This window comes from Alcanivorax sp. 1008, from assembly GCF_020667895.1.
Classification (GTDB): domain Bacteria; phylum Pseudomonadota; class Gammaproteobacteria; order Pseudomonadales; family Alcanivoracaceae; genus PGZG01.
Window position 1 is genome coordinate 1 of the sequence record NZ_JAFMPS010000015.1, and the last position, 16,645, is coordinate 16,645.

Below are 16,645 nucleotides of genomic sequence, written 5' to 3' on the forward strand. Positions count from 1 at the left end.
CGCTTAAATCATGCTCAGCAAAACCAATATCACTCAATGAATGACTCGATAGTGCTGATATCTTTTTTGAAGATATCGCCCCATCAGAGCTCACACGTTTGTCTGCCTGATTGTTAAAGAGCTGCGGGGTCACCCCCGTCGAGAGAGGCGCCATTCTACTCAGACGACTCTCCCTGTCAAACGTTTTTTAAAAAACTTTTAGTTAGTCAGCACTACGCCAGTCGCACTCGGGCGATCTGCTTCTTGCCCGCCTGGAGCACTGCGCTCTGCCCTCTGGCCAGACGCCGATCGCTGGCGCATTGCTGACCGTCCAAATAGACAGCACCGCGCTCCAGCAGATCCCGAGCGGCTGCGCTATTCTTTACCAGTCCGGCCATGCGCAAAACCGCTGCCACTGGAAGGTCATCCACCCCGGACTCCAGCACCACCTCTAGCTCAGGCATCTGGTCCGGAATTTCGCCAAGGGCAATCTGGTTGCCCGCTGCATTTGGCGCCTGGGCTGCGGCAGCAGCCCCATGGAAGCGGGTCACCATCTCCACCGCCAACAGACGCTTGGCCTCACGGGGATCGCCAGTTTGCTCCGCTCGCTGGCGCCACTCATTGATTTCGGTCATGGGAAGGGCGCTGAGCAACTCAAAGTAGCGCCAAACCAGCTGGTCCGGCATTGAAACCAGCTTCCTGTACATTTCCCCAGGCTGATCACTGACACCTATATAGTTACCCAGTGACTTTGACATCTTCTGCACACCGTCCAAGCCCTCAAGGATCGGCATGGTTATACAAACCTGAGGGTCCTGCCCGTAATGCTTCTGCAGAGTTCGTCCCATGAGCAGGTTGAACTTCTGGTCAGTACCGCCCAGCTCGACATCCGCTTGCAGGGCCACCGAGTCATAGCCCTGCACTAGTGGATAGAGAAACTCATGGATCGCAATCGGCTGCTCACCCCGGAAGCGCTTGCTGAAGTCGTCTCGCTCCAACATCCGGGCAACGGTGTACTGGCCAGCCAGTCGTATCATGTCGGAGGCGCCCAGCTTGTCCATCCACTCAGAATTGAACACCACCCGGGTCCGGGACGGATCCAGAATCTTAAAGACCTGCTCCTGATAAGAGGCCGCGTTGGCCAGTACGTCTTCCCGCGTGAGCGGCGGCCGCGTCACGCTCTTGCCGGTAGGGTCGCCGATCATGCCGGTGAAGTCCCCGATCAGGAACATCACCTCATGGCCAAGCTCCTGAAACTGACGCAGCTTGTTGATCAACACCGTGTGGCCAAGATGGAGATCCGGCGCAGTAGGATCAAAGCCTGCCTTTATACGTAGCGGCCGGCCACTCTCCATTTTGCGGACCAGATCTTCCTCCTGAATGATTTCTGAGGTGCCACGCCGAATCAAGGCGAGCGCATCTTCCAGCGTGGACATGTATACTCCCGTCAGCTGTTAGGTTAGGTCGAAAGGTTGCCGATTGTAACATCTGCATCGGCTCACAGAAGGCTGCAAGATTAGCCCAATCGGGTGTTCTTCCTATATATTTCGGTCAGTTATCCGGAAAAATTCAATAGAACCTGCAGGATCATGACTAAGCGACTGTCATCATTCATATTTTTGCTAGGCCGTTTTCCTCGCGCCCATGTGGCTGCGACGCTAGCCCTTGCCGCTCTGCTGGGCGCAGCCATGCTCGTACCAGAAACGGGCTCCTCGGTACCCAGTCAGATGGAGTCCTTTGAACTGGCACTTCCCGAAAGAGGTGGCTCGGAAATGGACTCCGACACCAATATCAGCACGGCAGCCGAGCGACAGTGGCGTGAAATCACCATCCGCAGCGGTGATACCCTTGGCAATCTGCTGCGCAATAATGGCGTATCAGCGGCACAAGTTCACACCCTGGTGTCTACCGACCCCACCCTCAAGGAGCTTGCCAACCTGCGCGTCGGCCAGACCTTACGTATCGATATTGACCAATACGGTACACTCCAAGCCATTGAGCAAGAGATTAGCCGAGTAGAAACCCGTCGAGGAGTCCTGCAGAACGGCGAGTGGCAGGCAGAACACATCAAGCGAGATTACCAGCGGCAAATGAGTTACGCCGAAGCAGTGATTGAGGACTCGCTGTTTCTTGCCGGACAACAAGCCGGCATGACCGACAACCTGATCATGCAGCTTGCCAACATCTTTGCGTGGGATATCGACTTCATTCTAGACATCCGTCGCGGCGATCATTTTCGAGTGCTTTACGAAGAGCTACTGCTGGACGGGGAAAAAGTCGCTGATGGCGACATTCTAATGGCAGAGTTCTGGAACCGCGATCGGAAAGTAACTGCATTTCGCTTTGAAACAGCAGACGGCCAAACCGAGTATCTTGATGCTCTGGGCAACTCCATGCGCCGCGAATTCATCCGCACTCCGGTGGAGTTTGCACGTATCAGCTCGCGCTTCAACCCCAACCGGCGGCACCCGGTACTGAATACCATTCGCGCACATCGCGGAGTTGATTATGCAGCTCCAAGCGGCACTCCCATCCGTGCAGCAGGCGACGGCAGGGTAGAGTTCGTGGGCAAAAAAGGCGGATATGGCAACGTGATCATTATTCGTCACGGCCAAGCCTACAGCACTCTGTATGCACATATGCGCAGTTTCACCCGGGGCATGCGCAATGGAACCCGCGTCAAACAGGGGCAAACCATCGGCTACGTCGGGATGACCGGGCTCGCCAGCGGACCGCATTTGCATTACGAGTTTCTCGTCAACGGCGTTCACCGCGACCCCCTCACCGTAAAGCTACCCAAAGCACAGGGCATTCCGGAAGGAGAGCGGAAGGCCTTTCTGGTTCACGCCAACCGACTGCGCAACCAACTTGCACTCTATTCTGATGCCAACACTCTCGCCGCAAACGAAAGCCGCTAATGGACTCTATGTCGGACTGATGTCCGGCACGAGTCTGGACGCTATTGATGCCGTGCTAGTTCGCTGCGGAAAAGATATTCGGCTCCTGGCAAGCCACAGCCATTCGATACCATCAGATTTGCGCGCTGAGATTCTCGCGCTGTGCCAGCCCGGCGAAAATGAAGTTGACCGGGCCGGCCCTGCTCACATCGCTCTTGGCAGTCTATTTGCAGATGCCACTCTTGCCCTGCTTGAGGGTGCAGACGTCGCCGCCGCAGACATCCATGCCATTGGCTGCCATGGCCAGACCATTCGCCACCGACCGGGAAAAGCTGGTTTTACCGTACAGATTGGTAGCGCAGACGTGTTAGCAGTGCGTACCGGCATATCGGTAGTGAGCGACTTCCGCAATCGTGATATGGCTCTCGGAGGTCAAGGCGCACCTCTGGTTCCAGCCTTTCATAAGGCCATGTGGGGACAACATCCTCGCTGCGCAATCGTCAATATCGGTGGCATGGCAAATATCACCTGCTTGGATATGGGCGGTATCGTCAATGGTTTCGACACAGGGCCCGGCAATGTGCTGATGGATTACTGGGCACAGAAGCGGCAACACATGCCTTTCGACCGTGACGGCGCCTGGGCCACCAGCGGGCAAGTGCAGCATGAACTACTTGCGCGCTTGCTGGATGAGCCTTATTTCTCCGCACCTCCTCCGAAAAGTACCGGCAGAGAGCTGTTTAATGGAGCCTGGCTGGAACAACATCTTGACGGGCAACGCGATAATGATATTCAGGCCACGCTACTTGAACTGACTGCAACTTCTATTGCCAGAGCACTGGCCGCCTTCAGTCCTGCACAGGTACTGGTGTGTGGGGGCGGCGCACATAACAGCGCACTCATGCACAGGCTGCAGGCCCTGATGGAGAGCGTTCCGGTCACAACGACAGATGACGCAGGAATGCCCGCAGATTGGGTTGAAGCGGCCGCTTTTGCCTGGTTGGCCTGGGCCAGATTAAACGGCGTTACCGGCAACGCTATAGAAGTCACCGGCGCCAGCCGCCCGGCGATTCTCGGCGCAGTTTACCTACCCTGATCAGCGCCGGTTGCGCGTCTATAGGCAGCCGGCGTGGTGCCAGTCCAGCGTTGAAAGGCACGAATAAACGATGCCGGCTCTGCATAGCCAAGCCGGCGCGCCACGGCGTCCACAGACAGCGACCCGCCGCCAAGAAGCTTCTTCGCTTTTTCTGCCAGCACTTCGTCTAATAACTGACGGAAGGAAGTCTGATCCACACTCAACTGGCGACGTAGCGTACGCTCAGAGATGCCCAATGTTGCGGCCACTTCGTGTGCCACGGGGAAGTAATCACTGAACAGCGAAAGGTGAGCGCGCACTCGCTCAGCCAAACCATCACCGTTTTGACTACGGCTCTGTAACAGCGCATCGCACTGCGCCAGATACATACGATGAGCAACCGGGTCAGCGGTGGGCATGCGAATAGCAAGATATTCGTTGGCTATCCAGATACGCGCCTGATCCGCTGCAAAGCTCACCGGACACGCAAAGTGCTCCTCATAGGCTGCGGCCTCCAGCGGCATCGGATATGGCATCTCCAACCGCTCAGGCCCGATATTGGTGCCAAGCCCGGCCTGCATGTCGCGCAGTAACTTAACGGTCCCCGACACCTCTCCATCAATTCTCACCCGGCGCACCGCAGCCGGCAGGGCTGGCGGAGTCAGCACCAAGGCACTGCAGTGCTCGCCAGGCTCAAAGCTGAGGCGGCCAAAAAGGAAGGTCAGATCCTGATAACGAATGCCAACCTGGACTGCCTGATAGGCATTGTCACAGGTCATCAACAGCATAATGAAGGGCCCATAGCCGGCCAAAGCAAAATGCTGACCCACTTTGAGGCCCGCCAGCGGGTCACGAATCCGTAAAGCAGCCTCAGTGAGAATACGCATCTCCAGACCGCGATCGATCTCCGCCGCTGGATCGATACTGTCGAGATCCATGCCAAACCGGGCCAACACTGAGTCCATATCCTCGCCTAGCGCTCGAAAGCCCTGAAGCATATAGACCATTCCCAGAATCGAGTGCTTACTCACCTTATGGCACCACCTGCATAGCCCGGCTATTGTGGCCGAAAATATCAATTTCCAACGCAAGCGTAGCATATACGTCGTCTCAGTAAAGCCCGCAAAATGGCCCCATCAACAAGTGGTCCGACAAGAACAATGCCATTGGAGAAGAATATGACCAGCAAAGCCCGCATCCCGGAAACAACCACCGAAATCGTCGATATCGTTATTGTCGGCAGCGGCTTTGGCGGCCTCGGCATGGCTATAAAACTGAAAGAGTCTGGCAACCACAATTTCGTTATTCTGGAGAAAGACAACGAGGTCGGCGGTACTTGGCGGGACAATAGCTACCCGGGCTGTGCCTGTGACGTGCAGTCACATATGTATTCGTTTTCTTTCGCTGGCAAACCGGACTGGACGAAGCGATATGCGCCGTGGAACGAGATCCAGAAGTACATTCTGGACACAACAGACAAATACGGCCTGCGCCCGCATATCCGCTTTGGCCAAGAGGTGGTAGGCGCCAACTTTGATGAAAGTACGGGCCAGTGGACAATCCGCACTGCCACTGGCGACACACTAATTGCCCGCCACTGGGTATTAGCTTCAGGCCCACTGCATGAACCGCAGTACCCGAAGATCAGGGGGCTGGAAAAATTTCAGGGCAAAGTATTTCATTCCGCTCGCTGGGATCATGATTACAACCTGAAAGGCAAGAACGTAGTTTCCATCGGCACCGGAGGTTCCGCCGTTCAGTACATCCCCGAGATCGCTCCGGACGTTAACAACCTGTATGTCTTCCAGCGCTCGCCAGCTTGGGTGATTCCACGTGATGAACGACTTTACTCGTCACTAAGCAAGAAGCTCTTTTCCTCATTCCCCGCACTGCGCAAATTACACCGGGCACGCCTTTACTGGAGCAATGAGTCTCGCGTTTGGCCAATTTTCAACCCTGCCATTGCACGGACTTTGCAAAAACTGGCAGAGGCCTTTATTCGTTTCCAGGTCAAAGACAAGGAGACCGCCCGAAAGTTAACACCAGACTATACTCTGGGCTGCAAGCGCATCCTGATTTCCAATAAATACTACCCGGCCTTTAATCGGGACAACGTTGAACTGGTAACCGATGGCATCCTGGAGGTGCGTGAAAATAGCATTGTCACAAGTGATGGCGTTGAGCGTCCTGCAGACTGCATCATTCTTGGCACCGGGTTTATCGTTGACCCACGAATCTATATGAAGGACTTCGAGCTCACTGGCCTTGGTGGTCGCTCACTTAGTCAGGACTGGAAGGATGGCGCAGAGGCCTACTACGGCACCACCGTCAGTGGCTACCCGAACATGTACCAACTGGTTGGCCCGAATACCGCGCTGGGACATAACTCGATTATTTTTATGATTGAATGTCAGGTTCAACACATTCTTAACTGCATCAACCTGCTCAAGGAAAAAGGCGGCGATTACATTGATGTACGCCCGGAAGTGCAGAAAAAGTTCAACGCGAGAATACAAGAAAAGCTCAAGGGCACGGTTTGGTCTTCAGGCTGCCAGAGCTGGTACCAACAGGCCGACGGTAAGAACTTTACCATCTGGCCTGCTTCTACCTGGCGCTTCTGGGTAGAAACACGCAGCCTGCAACCTGGCGCCTACAACGTCGTACGCTGCAAGCAAACAACCACGGCAGCTAAAGCGCAGACCGTGCCTGCCTAACGCCCGTGGAAAATAAATTAAAAGGCAGCTTTCGCTGCCTTTTTTATATCAGCACAAAGGCCAATAGTGCGCTGCCACTACCAAGAACAGCGCCGGCCAGAATGTCGCTGGGGAAGTGCACCCCGAGAAGAACTCGCGAAAGACCGATGGCAATGGCCAGAGCAAAAACCAAGGACGCCCATACTGGGAAAAATGCGGTCACTGCCACCGCAAAAACGAACGCCGCAGCAGTATGCCCGGAAGGAAAGCTGAAACGATCAGAGGGGCGTATAAATGCCGACAGGCTTTCTACCGCATCCGCCGGGCGTGACCGCCGGATCAGGTTCTTCAGCAGCAGATACAGCGGCAGCTCAATCAGGAACGCTGACAATAGCAACTGCGTGAATGCAGCCACACCGGGCACCGCCAGGTACCATAGCATTGCGGCCACAACAGCATAAAAAGGACCATCACCAAGCCTTGAAACCTGCCTCGCAATACGGGCTATTCGGGCGGCGGAAGGGCGGCCCAGAAGCCACCGCATGGCGCGTAAGTCATAGCCCGTCAGTCGATCGAATGCTTTCTCTCGTTGTGTATTCATACCGACATACTGGCCCCACAGAGGGAAAGAAATATGACGGCAACACGACAATATGATTACAGTGCTCAGGGAGCCTGTTGATTCCAGACCTCCTCCAGACGCTGATCACGCCCACACCGGGAGCGATAGTAGTTGTAGCGCAACGGATTACGTTTGGCGTAATTCTGATGATACTCCTCCGCTGGCCAGAAACTCGCACCCGGGAGAATAAGCGTCGCTATCTCTCCCGCCAACCTACCCGACGAAGCCAGCGCCTTTTTGGACTCCTCGGCCAGCTGACGCTGATTATCATCCACATAAAAAATTGCGCTGCGATAATGATAGCCTCGATCGCAAAATTGCCCCCCGGCATCGACCGGGTCTACGGTTGGCCAGTACGCGTCCAGCAACCCGGAATAGTCGATTTTATCGGGATCAAAAACGACCTTAACCGCTTCCAGATGGCCTGTTCCACCGCGAGACACTTGCTCATAGGTCGGGCGCTCAATATCTCCGCCGATATAGCCCGACGTCGTTGAAATGACGCCCGAAACCTTGTCGAAATCAGCCTCCGTGCACCAGAAGCAGCCACCAGCGAATATAGCCACGCCCTCCTTGACAGCGGGCTCCGCAGCCACCAGCCATGTTGGTAGCAACATCAGCACAGCAAGGAAATATTTCATCGATTTATCCTCTCAGCGCGGGCAAAGCCTCACCCTTGAAAACAAAGCGCAGTGCCACACCATTGTTACACCATCGCTCGCCCCGCGGCGGCGGACCATCGTTAAACACGTGCCCCTGATGGCCGCCGCAGCGGGCGCAGTGATATTCGGTGCGCGGAATAATCAACTTGAAATCACGCTTGGTGCCGATGTTTCCATCCTCAATCGGTCGAGTGAAGCTTGGCCAGCCGGTACCGCTTTCATACTTGTGCTCGCTAGAGAACAACGGCAAATAACAGGCCGCACATACAAAAGTGCCCTCCCGCTTTTCATCATTCAGGGGACTGCTGCCAGCGCGTTCTGTAGCCTCACGAAACAGTACCTGCCAGGCTTCATCAGAAACCTTGCCGCGCCAGCTGTCGGCAGGAGCATCAAGCTTTCGTACTGGCGAGGCACCATGGGCTAGCATGGCAGGAAGGCCACTGGTTACGCCTAGCAACAGGGCACTTTGAAGAAAACGACGTCGCTGCATGGCTTGTCTCCTTAACATGCATTGCAGTGAACCGCACAGGCTGTGAGGAACCCATCAAGCCTGACCTACTGTCTAGTTGATGCCTGACAAGGGGATTTGTTACGGGCCGGTCAAAACAGCGCTACCTCCTGGTCCGTGAGAGCCCGGTAATCACCCGCCAGCAGCGCTGGATCAAGCGGCAATGGCCCGATTCTTTCACGATGAAGAGCCTCGACATGATTACCCACTGCGGCCAGCATCCGCTTAATCTGGTGGTAACGACCTTCATCAATGGTTAGCCGCAGGGAGCAGGCATCAAGCCTTTCCACCTGTGCCGGCAGCGTCGGCCGAGCCTCTCCTCGCAGCACAACGCCATTGCATAACTGCTCAATCATCTGCCCGGTGAGCGGCCGTGCTGTGCGGACATGATAAACCTTGCTGCATGAGGATTTGGGAGCAGTGATTCGATGCGACCACTGACCGTCCGAGCTCAGCAATAGCAAGCCGGTTGTGTCGACATCAAGGCGGCCGACAATATGCAGATCCCGACGCAACTCGGCAGGCAGCAATTGTAGTACCGATGCCCCATCTCGGTCGGAAGTTGAACTAACCATACCGGCCGGCTTGTGCAGCATCAGGTAACGGTGCCCCGGCAAGCTCAGCAGCTCACCACGACAACGCACCTGTTGACCACTGTGAAGCTGCAGACTTGCTCTCGGTCTAAGATCACCATCGACGCTGACCTCGCCACGGCCGATTAGTACCTTTACCTCGCGGCGTGACAGGCCCGTAGCATGGGCAATATAGAAATCAAGTCTCATGGCTGCATTCCAGACCGGCTCAGTGCAAACCGGTAATAAACGGCTGAGGAAAATCTGCCACCGGCATATTGTTGGGCCCTGACCGCTCGCGCACCCTCCAGGCGTTCGCCTCAAGACTGACACCGCCCAGACCATCGCGGCGAAAACCAACGGTCATAAAATGCTCTCGCGTACGAGCCTTTGGATAGGCAGATAGCAGAAACCCCGGACGAGTCGACACCGTCCAGCCACCATTCCGGTAGTCCACCTCAGTGACCGGCCACCCCAGCTGTGCTGCAGTGGCTTTGTCGGGAAAGGCTTTCGGTTTGAGCTCCGGGGTGGCGGTGGCAACACCATTTAAACCGGTCAGGTTTGATAATGGTGATGAGATAATCTCAACCAGCTTACCCCCTTGAGCACCCAATGACACCGAAGCAATCCGGCCGAAGTGCACATCACCACTCAGCAGCACCACATCATGACCACTGCTGCCCAGTGCCGCCAGCAAGGCTGCATACTGCTCTGGAAAGCTACGCAAATTACGTTCCAGCGACTGGTCACCGACAATCAACGGCTGGGAAACCAGCAGTACACCCGGGCACCGAAGGTTTCGTGCCCAGTCGCATAGCCGAGCAAATGGCTGATCCGGCAGAAACCGCTTGCCACGCCGATATGAACGCAGATCGGCAACGCAGAATGATAGCTCATTGCCAATGGAAAAAGTTTCAACGATAGCGCTGCGCTGGATATTACTGACACCATCACGGGAGCCACGAGACCATGCTCGGCGCACCGGCGACAACTTCAGTGGCAGCAGGGTGGGCAGCAGAGAATCGTAAAATGGATAATCGTTCCAGTACTCATGATCATCCGGCAGCATCCAGGTGCCACCACGGGTCAGGATGCTGCCTAGTGCTTGCCAATGGACGGCATAATCCATAGCGATACGCTCTCGAATTTCCTTCGCAATCAGGGACAGCGAGTCAAAGCCGATATCCAGATACACCTGATCACCGCTGAGGAAAGTAATGTCCGGGCTGGCATTGCCGCCAGCCTCATAAATGGCCTTGTATGCCGCTGCTGCGTGACCTCCATCGCGGTGATTATAGAAGCAGCTTCCAAGGCCGATAATGAAGGGCGCATCCTCCTTATCAGGAAGTGAGTCCGGCAAGGTGCCGAACTCGCCATCGCGCAGGCATTGCCAAAGGGGTTCTGGCCGAATATCGGCAAGCGCTTCGATACGCCTCTCAAAACGCACCTGATACTGCACTCCCGGTAATAGGTCAGTCACGGTGACTAGCGCAAAAAAACGCTGATTCATTTGCCGAAACGGCCGCTGCCAATCACCACGGTTCAGAAAATACTCGGTCTCCTGACCATCTGTGTCGCGGATCACCACTCTTGCGTGCTCCGGCATCTTCATAAACGGGAACAGGGTCCCCACCCATATTTCCGCCGTGCTTTGTGTGACTCGATGGATTGCCAGCGACCACTGGCTGGTATTTGTATTCAGTGTCTCCTGACTCATAGCCACCCTCCCTGATGATCATTCCTTTATGGCCGGTTGCGACCATACTTGTCATGACTTGACACCCACTCATCGGCAACAATCGCCGCACCCAGCGACAGCTCACCGCAGAGCACTACTGCAGCGATAATTTCTGCCAATTTGTTAACCTTTCCGGAACCATAACAGCCAAGCACTTCAAGGCTCTCACGCTGAGTCGGCAACCCGGTACCACCACCATATGTTGCTACTATCAACGCAGGAATGGTGATGGAAAAGTAATAATCTCCGTTGTCCTTCAACTCGCTGTACACCATCCCGGCAGAAGCCTCTGCCACGTTAGCCACATCCTGTCCGCAAGCGATAAACATGGCAGTAATGCCATTGGCGAAATGGGAACCGTTATTTACCGAACCCGCCAACATCGCTCCCATATTCGAAAGCTGGCGCTGATAGTGCATTGCCTGACTGCTTGTGTGCAGCACGCTTGTTACCATTTCAGCGGGAAGGGTTACCTCTGCCACAACACGCTTGCCGCGACTATGCATTGCGTTGACGGCAGAGTGCTTCTTGTCCGTATCAAAGTTGGCTGCCAAAGTGAAATGCTCAAGCCCGGCGGGCTTCTGCTGCAATATCCACTGACAGGCGTGGTGAGTCGCCTTACTAACCATGTTCTGACCGGCCGCATCTCCAGTGGTAAAATTAAAACGCAACCAGCGCATTTTACTCTGTGAGAACTGCTGGATATCGCGCAGCTTTCCACTACTAGTAGTCTGTTCCGCCACCGCGGCAATGGCCGGGAATTCGCTCTCCACCCATAGGCCGAAATCTCGCGCCGAGCGGGCATTATCAAAAACAAAGAGCGGCGCTCGCTGCATGCAATCGTCTATCACTGTGGCTGTAATTCCACCTGCAGCGCTGGCGATGCGCATGCCGCGATTGTAGCTGGCCAGCAAGGTGCCCTCGGTGGTTGCCATGGGAATATAGAACTCCCCATTAGCGTGCTCTCCGCAGACTTTTAATGGCCCTGCAAAACCGAGAGGGACTTGGGCGACGCCAGAAAAATTTTCAATATTCCCCGGCAGTAATGCAGGGTCAAAGGAAAAGCTGCCAACATGATCGAGTTTTGCACCGGTCTTGCCGGTAATAAATACGCGCCGACTGGCAGCCATTTCAACGCTGTAATCATTATCAGCGTGACGAGGGATTTTTTTGTTATCAGACACCGCTGGCTCCGCAGGAAAAAAGGAGCGCTATGGATAGCACGATGGCACGGCCGGCACAACGCGCCCGTGCAACTGACAAATCAATCAGATAGAGAAGGAAGAGCCGCAGCCGCAGGTGGATGTAGCGTTCGGGTTCTGAACCACAAAACGACTGCCCATAAGGCCCTGCTCATAATCCACTTCAGAGCCCGACAGATATTGAATGCTCATGGCATCAACCAACAACGTGACGTCACCATTATCTACAATGGTGTCGTCTTCGTTAACGCGTTCGTCGAAGGTGAATCCGTAGGAAAAGCCGGAGCAGCCGCCGCCGGTTATATACACCCTAAGCTTGAGGGCTTGATTACCCTCTTCTTCACGTAATTCGCGCACCTTGGCGGCAGCACGGTCGGTAAATGCAATGGCGGCAGAGTCACTCATGGCAACAATCAAGTTGGAGGCAGGCTGCACATGGTGTAATACCCGACAAAAACAGTCAAGTATTAGCCCTATTTACCCTCTTTGCCCTTGTCGCCATTACCCACCTGATCCGGGTGAGGCAGATGCTTGCGCTCATTCTGCCTGACCAACTTGCCGTCAACCTGAGCACCCATGACCATTTCAATCATGTTGTAGTAGACATTGCCTTCAATCACGGCCTTTTCGGCAAGCTCCAGGTGCTCGGAAGCGTGTATATCTCCCTCGACCTTACCATTGACGACAATTTTGGGAACTCGAATCTCACCCTGCACCCGGCCACTTTCGCCAATTACCAGTCGGCCCCCTTCGGCTCCGACGCTGATATTGCCGGTAATAGTACCCAGCACATGCAGGCCCCCGGTAAACTCCACATCACCGCAGATGCGGGCGCTTGGCGCAATCAGGGTATGGTTGCTGTAATTCTCTTTTGACTGTTTTTTATCCCGCCCAAGCACCGCTTCTCTCCTGTAACTGCCACATATAGGTTTTTTCGGTTTTCTGGTTACGTCGGGCACCATTGATTGCCTCAACGGTAATCTGCTCCGGCTGCAAGCCCTCAGGCAAGCGCAATCTACCAGTCAGCTCTTGAAAGTAGCGGAAACGGAACCTTGTTTCACTGCCTTCGACAAGAATGTCACTACCACTGAGCTGCACCTGCTCTTCAGCCTGCATGCCGGATAGCTTCAACAACACATCACCGGCCACATTGTTGCGGTTATCCCCGACCTGCGTAAGCACCAGCCTGAAGGCAAACTCCCCCGCCGTAGCAGCGGGAGCAAGGTCAAATTTCTCGATGCGCAACCCCTGTTCAACGGAGCCGGGTGCCATAACGTTCTTATAGAAGGCCACGGCCTCCTCAAGTTCAGCCAATTGACCACGCAGATCGCGGATTTCGCTACGCACCTGTTCCTGCGCCTGCTGCGACACCTCGGTACCGGTACGATGCAGCGCCAACTCGTTACGAGCGGACTGCAAAGCACTGTCCAGCACGCGAACCTGATCAGTTAGACGACTGCGGTCGCGCTCCAGACGGCTGGTGTTTTCCCGGGCGGTAATCTGACCTGCAATAAAGGCAGCGATGATCACCAGAATAACGAACAGGGAACCGTAGACACGCACCCGACGGCGACGCCGGCGGTCCAACGGTACCAGCACCATGTCTTCCATCAGGCTTGCCGAGCGCTTTCTGGCCATGATCAGGGCAACAACGCAGCGCCGTCGAGACCGGCGGTCTCCGGCAGGTTGAACATGATATTCATGTTCTGCACCGCCTGACCTGCGGCGCCCTTGGTCAGGTTATCGATCACCGACAGAATCACCAGCATATCGCGCCCTTGCGGCCGGTGTATGGCAATCCGGCAGTGGTTTGCCCCTTTAACAAAACGAGTCTCCGGATGGCTGCCAGCTGGCATAACATCTACAAAGCGCTCGTTCACATAGCGGGACTCATAGGCCGCCTGTATCTCGTCAAGCGAAGGCGTTGTATCCGTCACCGGAGCGTATAGGGTGGAATGAATCCCACGAATCATCGGCAGCAGATGCGGCACAAAAGTAATATTCACTGGTGAACCGGCGATATCACCAAGGCCCTGCTCTATCTCTGGCAGATGACGATGCCCAGCAACACCATAGGCCTTGAAGTTGTCGCTGGCCTCGGCCATGAGCATGGGGATCTTGGCCTGACGCCCTGCGCCACTGATTCCGGAAGCACTATTCGAGATCAGCCGAGTGTTGTCAGTCCAGCCGTTTTCCAATAGCGGCAGCAAACCAAGCTGTACCGAGGTCGGATAGCAACCGGCACAAGCAACCAGCCGGGCCGTGCGAATTTTCTCCCGGTGTATCTCTGGTAGACCATAGACTGCCTCTGCCAGCAGCTCGGGGCAGGTATGTGGCTCGCCATACCAGTCACTCCACAGCGCCGCATCGCGAATGCGGAAATCCGCAGACAGATCAACCACCCGGACATTTTCAGCCAGCAGTTCCGGCATCATGCGCATGGCCACGTTGTGCGGGGTAGCAAAGAACACCACGTCACAGCTGGCCAGCAACTTCACATCCGGCACGGAAAAGCGCAGGTCGTAGTGTCCACGCAGGCTTGGGAACATATCCGCTACGGCCACGCCGTCTTCAGAGCGAGAAGTAATTGCCACCACCTCCGCCTGAGGGTGTGCGGCAAGCAGACGCAGCAACTCAACGCCGGTATATCCAGTGCCACCTACAATACCGATCCGCAACCGGGACGACGCCGAAGTCATTTACTGCTCTCCAGAAAACATTATGAAGGCAGGCATAATAGGAAGCTGCCGCCTGCCGGGCAACCGCGCAGTAGCGCAGATGTGATGTCTGTTGCCCGGTATAGACCTTTTTTCAGCGCGATCACGCCGCGCCCCAGCGCCTTTGCTATGATGGCGCCCCTTTTACGGAGAGATCTTATGTACCTGTGGATCCAAGCCCTGCACCTGATCTCTGTGGTGACCTGGTTTGCCGCCCTGTTTTACCTGCCGCGCCTGTTTGTGTACCACGCGCTGTCAGAGGATCAGATCAGCCGCGACCGCTTCAAGATAATGGAGAGAAAGCTCTATCGCGGCATCATGACACCGTCGATGATCGCGGTACTGGTGTTTGGCTTCTGGCTGCTCTACTTAAATCCGGGCCTGATGAAGAGCGGCTGGATGCATGCCAAGCTGACACTGGTGTTCCTGCTAATCGGTTATCACCACGTGTGTCTGGCATATATGAAGAAGTTCGAGCGAGATGCTAACACCAAGAGTCATGTTTTCTACCGCTGGTTCAATGAGGCTCCGGTGGTCATCCTGATTGCCGTGGTCTGCCTCGCCGTGGTGAAACCCTTCTAAGGGCACTGCTACAGGATCACACCATGAAACCGAACATTCTCGTCATTGCCGGGCACGATCCTTCCGGAGGCGCTGGCATCCATGCAGATATTGAAGCGATCCATAGCCTTGGCGGTCTGGCCGCCACTCTAATTACCGGGCTGACCATACAGAACAGCCAGAATGTGCGGGGCTTTGAGCTGGTCGACCTGAACCTGCTTGAGCGTCAGGCGGAAACGCTGCTGGAGGACATGCAGTTCAGCGCCGTCAAAATCGGTATGACTGGCAGTCCAGCCATCATTCGCTTTATCGCCCGGCTACTCGACCAACTGCCTGGCGTGCCGGTGATACTCGATCCAGTGCTGGCAGCGGAAGCAGGGGGCAGTCTCGGCGAGCAGTCGGTACCAGAAGCGTTACTCGGCGAGCTATTCCCTCGAGCCATGCTGGCCACCCCCAACCTGCCGGAAGCGGAGCGACTGGCAGGGGCCAGCGGCGTTGTTGGCGCCGGCGAGACTTTGCTTCGGCACGGCTGTCCGAACGTGCTGATTACCGGCACCCATGACGATACCGACGCTGTGCTTAATCATCTGTTCAGCGAGAATCAGGTGCGCGACTGGTCCTGGCCAAGACTGGCCGGCAGCTTCCACGGCTCTGGCTGTACTCTGGCGTCCGCCTGCGCTGCGCTTATAGCCAGAGGCCTGCCATTAGAGCAAGCACTCACTGACTCCCAAGGCTACGTATACCGGGCCCTACAGAACGCCTGGCAAGCAGGCAGAGGGCAACTGATCCCGGACCGTCGTGGCTAAAATCCGCGGCCTTTACGCCATTACCGACCCGGCGCTGATTCCACCTGAGCGTCTGCTGGTGGCTTGCCAAGCCGCCCTGAATGGAGGCGTCCGGCTGCTGCAATACCGCGACAAACCGGCCACCAATGCAGAGCGCCGAAAGCGAGCCATCAGCCTGCGCGAGCTGTGCCGCGACCATGACGCCCTGCTGTTGATCAATGATGACCCTCAACTGGCTGCTGACATCGGCGCCAGCGGCGTGCATATCGGCCAGTCCGATGGTGCCGTCCAACGTGCCCGCCAACTGCTGGGGCCGGATGCTATTATCGGCGTTACCTGCCATAACGATCCTGATCTGGCCATAGCTGCAGCACGAGCGGGCGCCGACTACGTTGCCTTCGGCCGCTTCTATCCGTCGCACAGCAAACCGGGAGCGCCGGCAGCAAATCCGGCTGTACTCTCCACTCCCCTGCCCCTGCCCAAGGTGGCCATTGGCGGCATCACCCCGGATAATGCGTCCGCCCTGATTGCTGCCGGCGCCGATGCCGTGGCGGTAATACACAGCCTGTTTTCTGCGGCGGACATCGAGGGCCAGGCCCGCCTGTTCGCCAATCTGTTTTCTGTGAAGGAGTAG

General features: G+C 55.8%; 18 protein-coding genes. 6 read left to right on the plus strand and 12 right to left on the minus strand.

Annotation, left to right across the window (positions count from 1 at the left end; all coding sequences use genetic code 11):
• Positions 1-212 precede the first annotated feature (212 nt).
• Positions 213-1,415: a tyrosine--tRNA ligase gene (tyrS, locus tag J1C54_RS13535; RefSeq protein ID WP_229148826.1), complete on the minus strand. Its 1,203-nt coding sequence runs from the start codon at positions 1,413-1,415 to the stop codon at positions 213-215.
• 153 nt (positions 1,416-1,568) lie between these two features.
• Here tyrS and J1C54_RS13540 point away from each other — a divergent pair, with 153 nt between their 5' ends.
• Together J1C54_RS13540 and J1C54_RS13545 are read left to right on the plus strand one after the other, a co-directional pair.
• On the plus strand, positions 1,569-2,897 hold the full coding sequence (locus tag J1C54_RS13540) for a peptidoglycan DD-metalloendopeptidase family protein (RefSeq protein WP_229148829.1): 1,329 nt from the start codon (positions 1,569-1,571) through the stop codon (positions 2,895-2,897).
• A 19-nt stretch (positions 2,898-2,916) separates the two neighbouring features.
• The gene (locus J1C54_RS13545) at positions 2,917-3,972 is read left to right on the plus strand and encodes an anhydro-N-acetylmuramic acid kinase (RefSeq protein ID WP_229148831.1); all 1,056 of its coding nucleotides are present in this window, start codon (positions 2,917-2,919) and stop codon (positions 3,970-3,972) included.
• On the opposite strand, the gene J1C54_RS13550 is transcribed toward J1C54_RS13545, so the two are convergent.
• Entirely contained in the window at positions 3,960-4,982 is a 1,023-nt protein-coding gene (locus tag J1C54_RS13550; RefSeq protein WP_229148832.1) for an AraC family transcriptional regulator, read from the minus strand. The genes J1C54_RS13545 and J1C54_RS13550 overlap by 13 nt on opposite strands.
• A 147-nt stretch (positions 4,983-5,129) precedes the next feature.
• On the opposite strand from J1C54_RS13550, the gene J1C54_RS13555 reads away from it, so the two are divergent.
• Complete coding sequence (locus tag J1C54_RS13555) at positions 5,130-6,665, plus strand: NAD(P)/FAD-dependent oxidoreductase (RefSeq protein WP_229148833.1); 1,536 nt, start codon at positions 5,130-5,132, stop codon at positions 6,663-6,665.
• Positions 6,666-6,708: 43 nt separating this feature from the next.
• Here the strand turns inward: J1C54_RS13555 and J1C54_RS13560 are convergent, their stop codons facing one another.
• From J1C54_RS13560 to argC, 10 genes are all read right to left on the minus strand, one after another.
• Entirely contained in the window at positions 6,709-7,245 is a 537-nt protein-coding gene (locus J1C54_RS13560; protein ID WP_229148834.1) for a phosphatase PAP2 family protein, read from the minus strand.
• Between the two features lie 65 nt (positions 7,246-7,310).
• Positions 7,311-7,907 (minus strand): peptide-methionine (S)-S-oxide reductase MsrA, encoded by a 597-nt coding sequence (gene msrA / locus J1C54_RS13565; RefSeq protein ID WP_229148836.1) that lies wholly within the window; start codon positions 7,905-7,907, stop codon positions 7,311-7,313.
• 4 nt (positions 7,908-7,911) lie between these two features.
• Positions 7,912-8,418, minus strand: coding sequence for a peptide-methionine (R)-S-oxide reductase MsrB (msrB, locus tag J1C54_RS13570; protein WP_370635666.1), 507 nt, complete (start codon positions 8,416-8,418; stop codon positions 7,912-7,914).
• 110 nt (positions 8,419-8,528) lie between these two features.
• Positions 8,529-9,218, minus strand: a complete 690-nt coding sequence (locus J1C54_RS13575; protein ID WP_229148839.1) for a pseudouridine synthase — start codon at positions 9,216-9,218, stop codon at positions 8,529-8,531.
• A gap of 19 nt (positions 9,219-9,237) precedes the next feature.
• On the minus strand, positions 9,238-10,725 hold the full coding sequence (locus J1C54_RS13580) for a hypothetical protein (protein WP_229148841.1): 1,488 nt from the start codon (positions 10,723-10,725) through the stop codon (positions 9,238-9,240).
• Between the two features lie 26 nt (positions 10,726-10,751).
• A complete protein-coding gene (locus J1C54_RS13585; RefSeq protein WP_229148843.1) occupies positions 10,752-11,930 on the minus strand; it encodes a hydroxymethylglutaryl-CoA reductase in 1,179 nt (392 codons plus the stop codon).
• An 84-nt stretch (positions 11,931-12,014) separates the two neighbouring features.
• The gene (erpA, locus tag J1C54_RS13590; protein ID WP_229148846.1) at positions 12,015-12,353 is read right to left on the minus strand and encodes an iron-sulfur cluster insertion protein ErpA; all 339 of its coding nucleotides are present in this window, start codon (positions 12,351-12,353) and stop codon (positions 12,015-12,017) included.
• A 68-nt stretch (positions 12,354-12,421) separates the two neighbouring features.
• Positions 12,422-12,847, minus strand: a complete 426-nt coding sequence (locus J1C54_RS13595) for a polymer-forming cytoskeletal protein (protein WP_229148848.1) — start codon at positions 12,845-12,847, stop codon at positions 12,422-12,424.
• The gene (locus J1C54_RS13600; RefSeq protein ID WP_229148850.1) at positions 12,831-13,586 is read right to left on the minus strand and encodes a DUF6776 family protein; all 756 of its coding nucleotides are present in this window, start codon (positions 13,584-13,586) and stop codon (positions 12,831-12,833) included. The genes J1C54_RS13595 and J1C54_RS13600 overlap by 17 nt, the downstream gene beginning before the upstream one ends.
• 2 nt (positions 13,587-13,588) lie before the next feature.
• Positions 13,589-14,647 (minus strand): N-acetyl-gamma-glutamyl-phosphate reductase, encoded by a 1,059-nt coding sequence (argC, locus tag J1C54_RS13605; RefSeq protein ID WP_229148853.1) that lies wholly within the window; start codon positions 14,645-14,647, stop codon positions 13,589-13,591.
• Positions 14,648-14,824: 177 nt separating this feature from the next.
• Between argC and hemJ the strand changes: the two genes are divergently transcribed.
• From hemJ to thiE, 3 genes are read left to right on the plus strand one after another with little or no spacing between them, the layout of a single operon-like run.
• On the plus strand, positions 14,825-15,247 hold the full coding sequence (gene hemJ, locus J1C54_RS13610; RefSeq protein ID WP_229148856.1) for a protoporphyrinogen oxidase HemJ: 423 nt from the start codon (positions 14,825-14,827) through the stop codon (positions 15,245-15,247).
• 23 nt (positions 15,248-15,270) lie between these two features.
• On the plus strand, positions 15,271-16,032 hold the full coding sequence (locus J1C54_RS13615) for a hydroxymethylpyrimidine/phosphomethylpyrimidine kinase (protein WP_229148859.1): 762 nt from the start codon (positions 15,271-15,273) through the stop codon (positions 16,030-16,032).
• On the plus strand, positions 16,025-16,645 hold the full coding sequence (thiE, locus tag J1C54_RS13620) for a thiamine phosphate synthase (protein ID WP_229148861.1): 621 nt from the start codon (positions 16,025-16,027) through the stop codon (positions 16,643-16,645). The genes J1C54_RS13615 and thiE overlap by 8 nt, the downstream gene beginning before the upstream one ends.

Coding starts and splice junctions, on each gene's coding strand:
- tyrS (WP_229148826.1), bottom strand. CDS start 1,415: ATGTCCACGCTGGAAGATGCGCTCGCCTTGATTCGGCGTGGCACCTCA.
- J1C54_RS13540 (WP_229148829.1), top strand. CDS start 1,569: ATGACTAAGCGACTGTCATCATTCATATTTTTGCTAGGCCGTTTTCCT.
- J1C54_RS13545 (WP_229148831.1), top strand. CDS start 2,917: ATGTCCGGCACGAGTCTGGACGCTATTGATGCCGTGCTAGTTCGCTGC.
- J1C54_RS13555 (WP_229148833.1), top strand. CDS start 5,130: ATGACCAGCAAAGCCCGCATCCCGGAAACAACCACCGAAATCGTCGAT.
- J1C54_RS13560 (WP_229148834.1), bottom strand. CDS start 7,245: ATGAATACACAACGAGAGAAAGCATTCGATCGACTGACGGGCTATGAC.
- msrA (WP_229148836.1), bottom strand. CDS start 7,907: ATGAAATATTTCCTTGCTGTGCTGATGTTGCTACCAACATGGCTGGTG.
- msrB (WP_370635666.1), bottom strand. CDS start 8,418: ATGCAGCGACGTCGTTTTCTTCAAAGTGCCCTGTTGCTAGGCGTAACC.
- J1C54_RS13575 (WP_229148839.1), bottom strand. CDS start 9,218: ATGAGACTTGATTTCTATATTGCCCATGCTACGGGCCTGTCACGCCGC.
- J1C54_RS13580 (WP_229148841.1), bottom strand. CDS start 10,725: ATGAGTCAGGAGACACTGAATACAAATACCAGCCAGTGGTCGCTGGCA.
- erpA (WP_229148846.1), bottom strand. CDS start 12,353: ATGAGTGACTCTGCCGCCATTGCATTTACCGACCGTGCTGCCGCCAAG.
- J1C54_RS13600 (WP_229148850.1), bottom strand. CDS start 13,586: ATGGCCAGAAAGCGCTCGGCAAGCCTGATGGAAGACATGGTGCTGGTA.
- argC (WP_229148853.1), bottom strand. CDS start 14,647: ATGACTTCGGCGTCGTCCCGGTTGCGGATCGGTATTGTAGGTGGCACT.
- hemJ (WP_229148856.1), top strand. CDS start 14,825: ATGTACCTGTGGATCCAAGCCCTGCACCTGATCTCTGTGGTGACCTGG.
- J1C54_RS13615 (WP_229148859.1), top strand. CDS start 15,271: ATGAAACCGAACATTCTCGTCATTGCCGGGCACGATCCTTCCGGAGGC.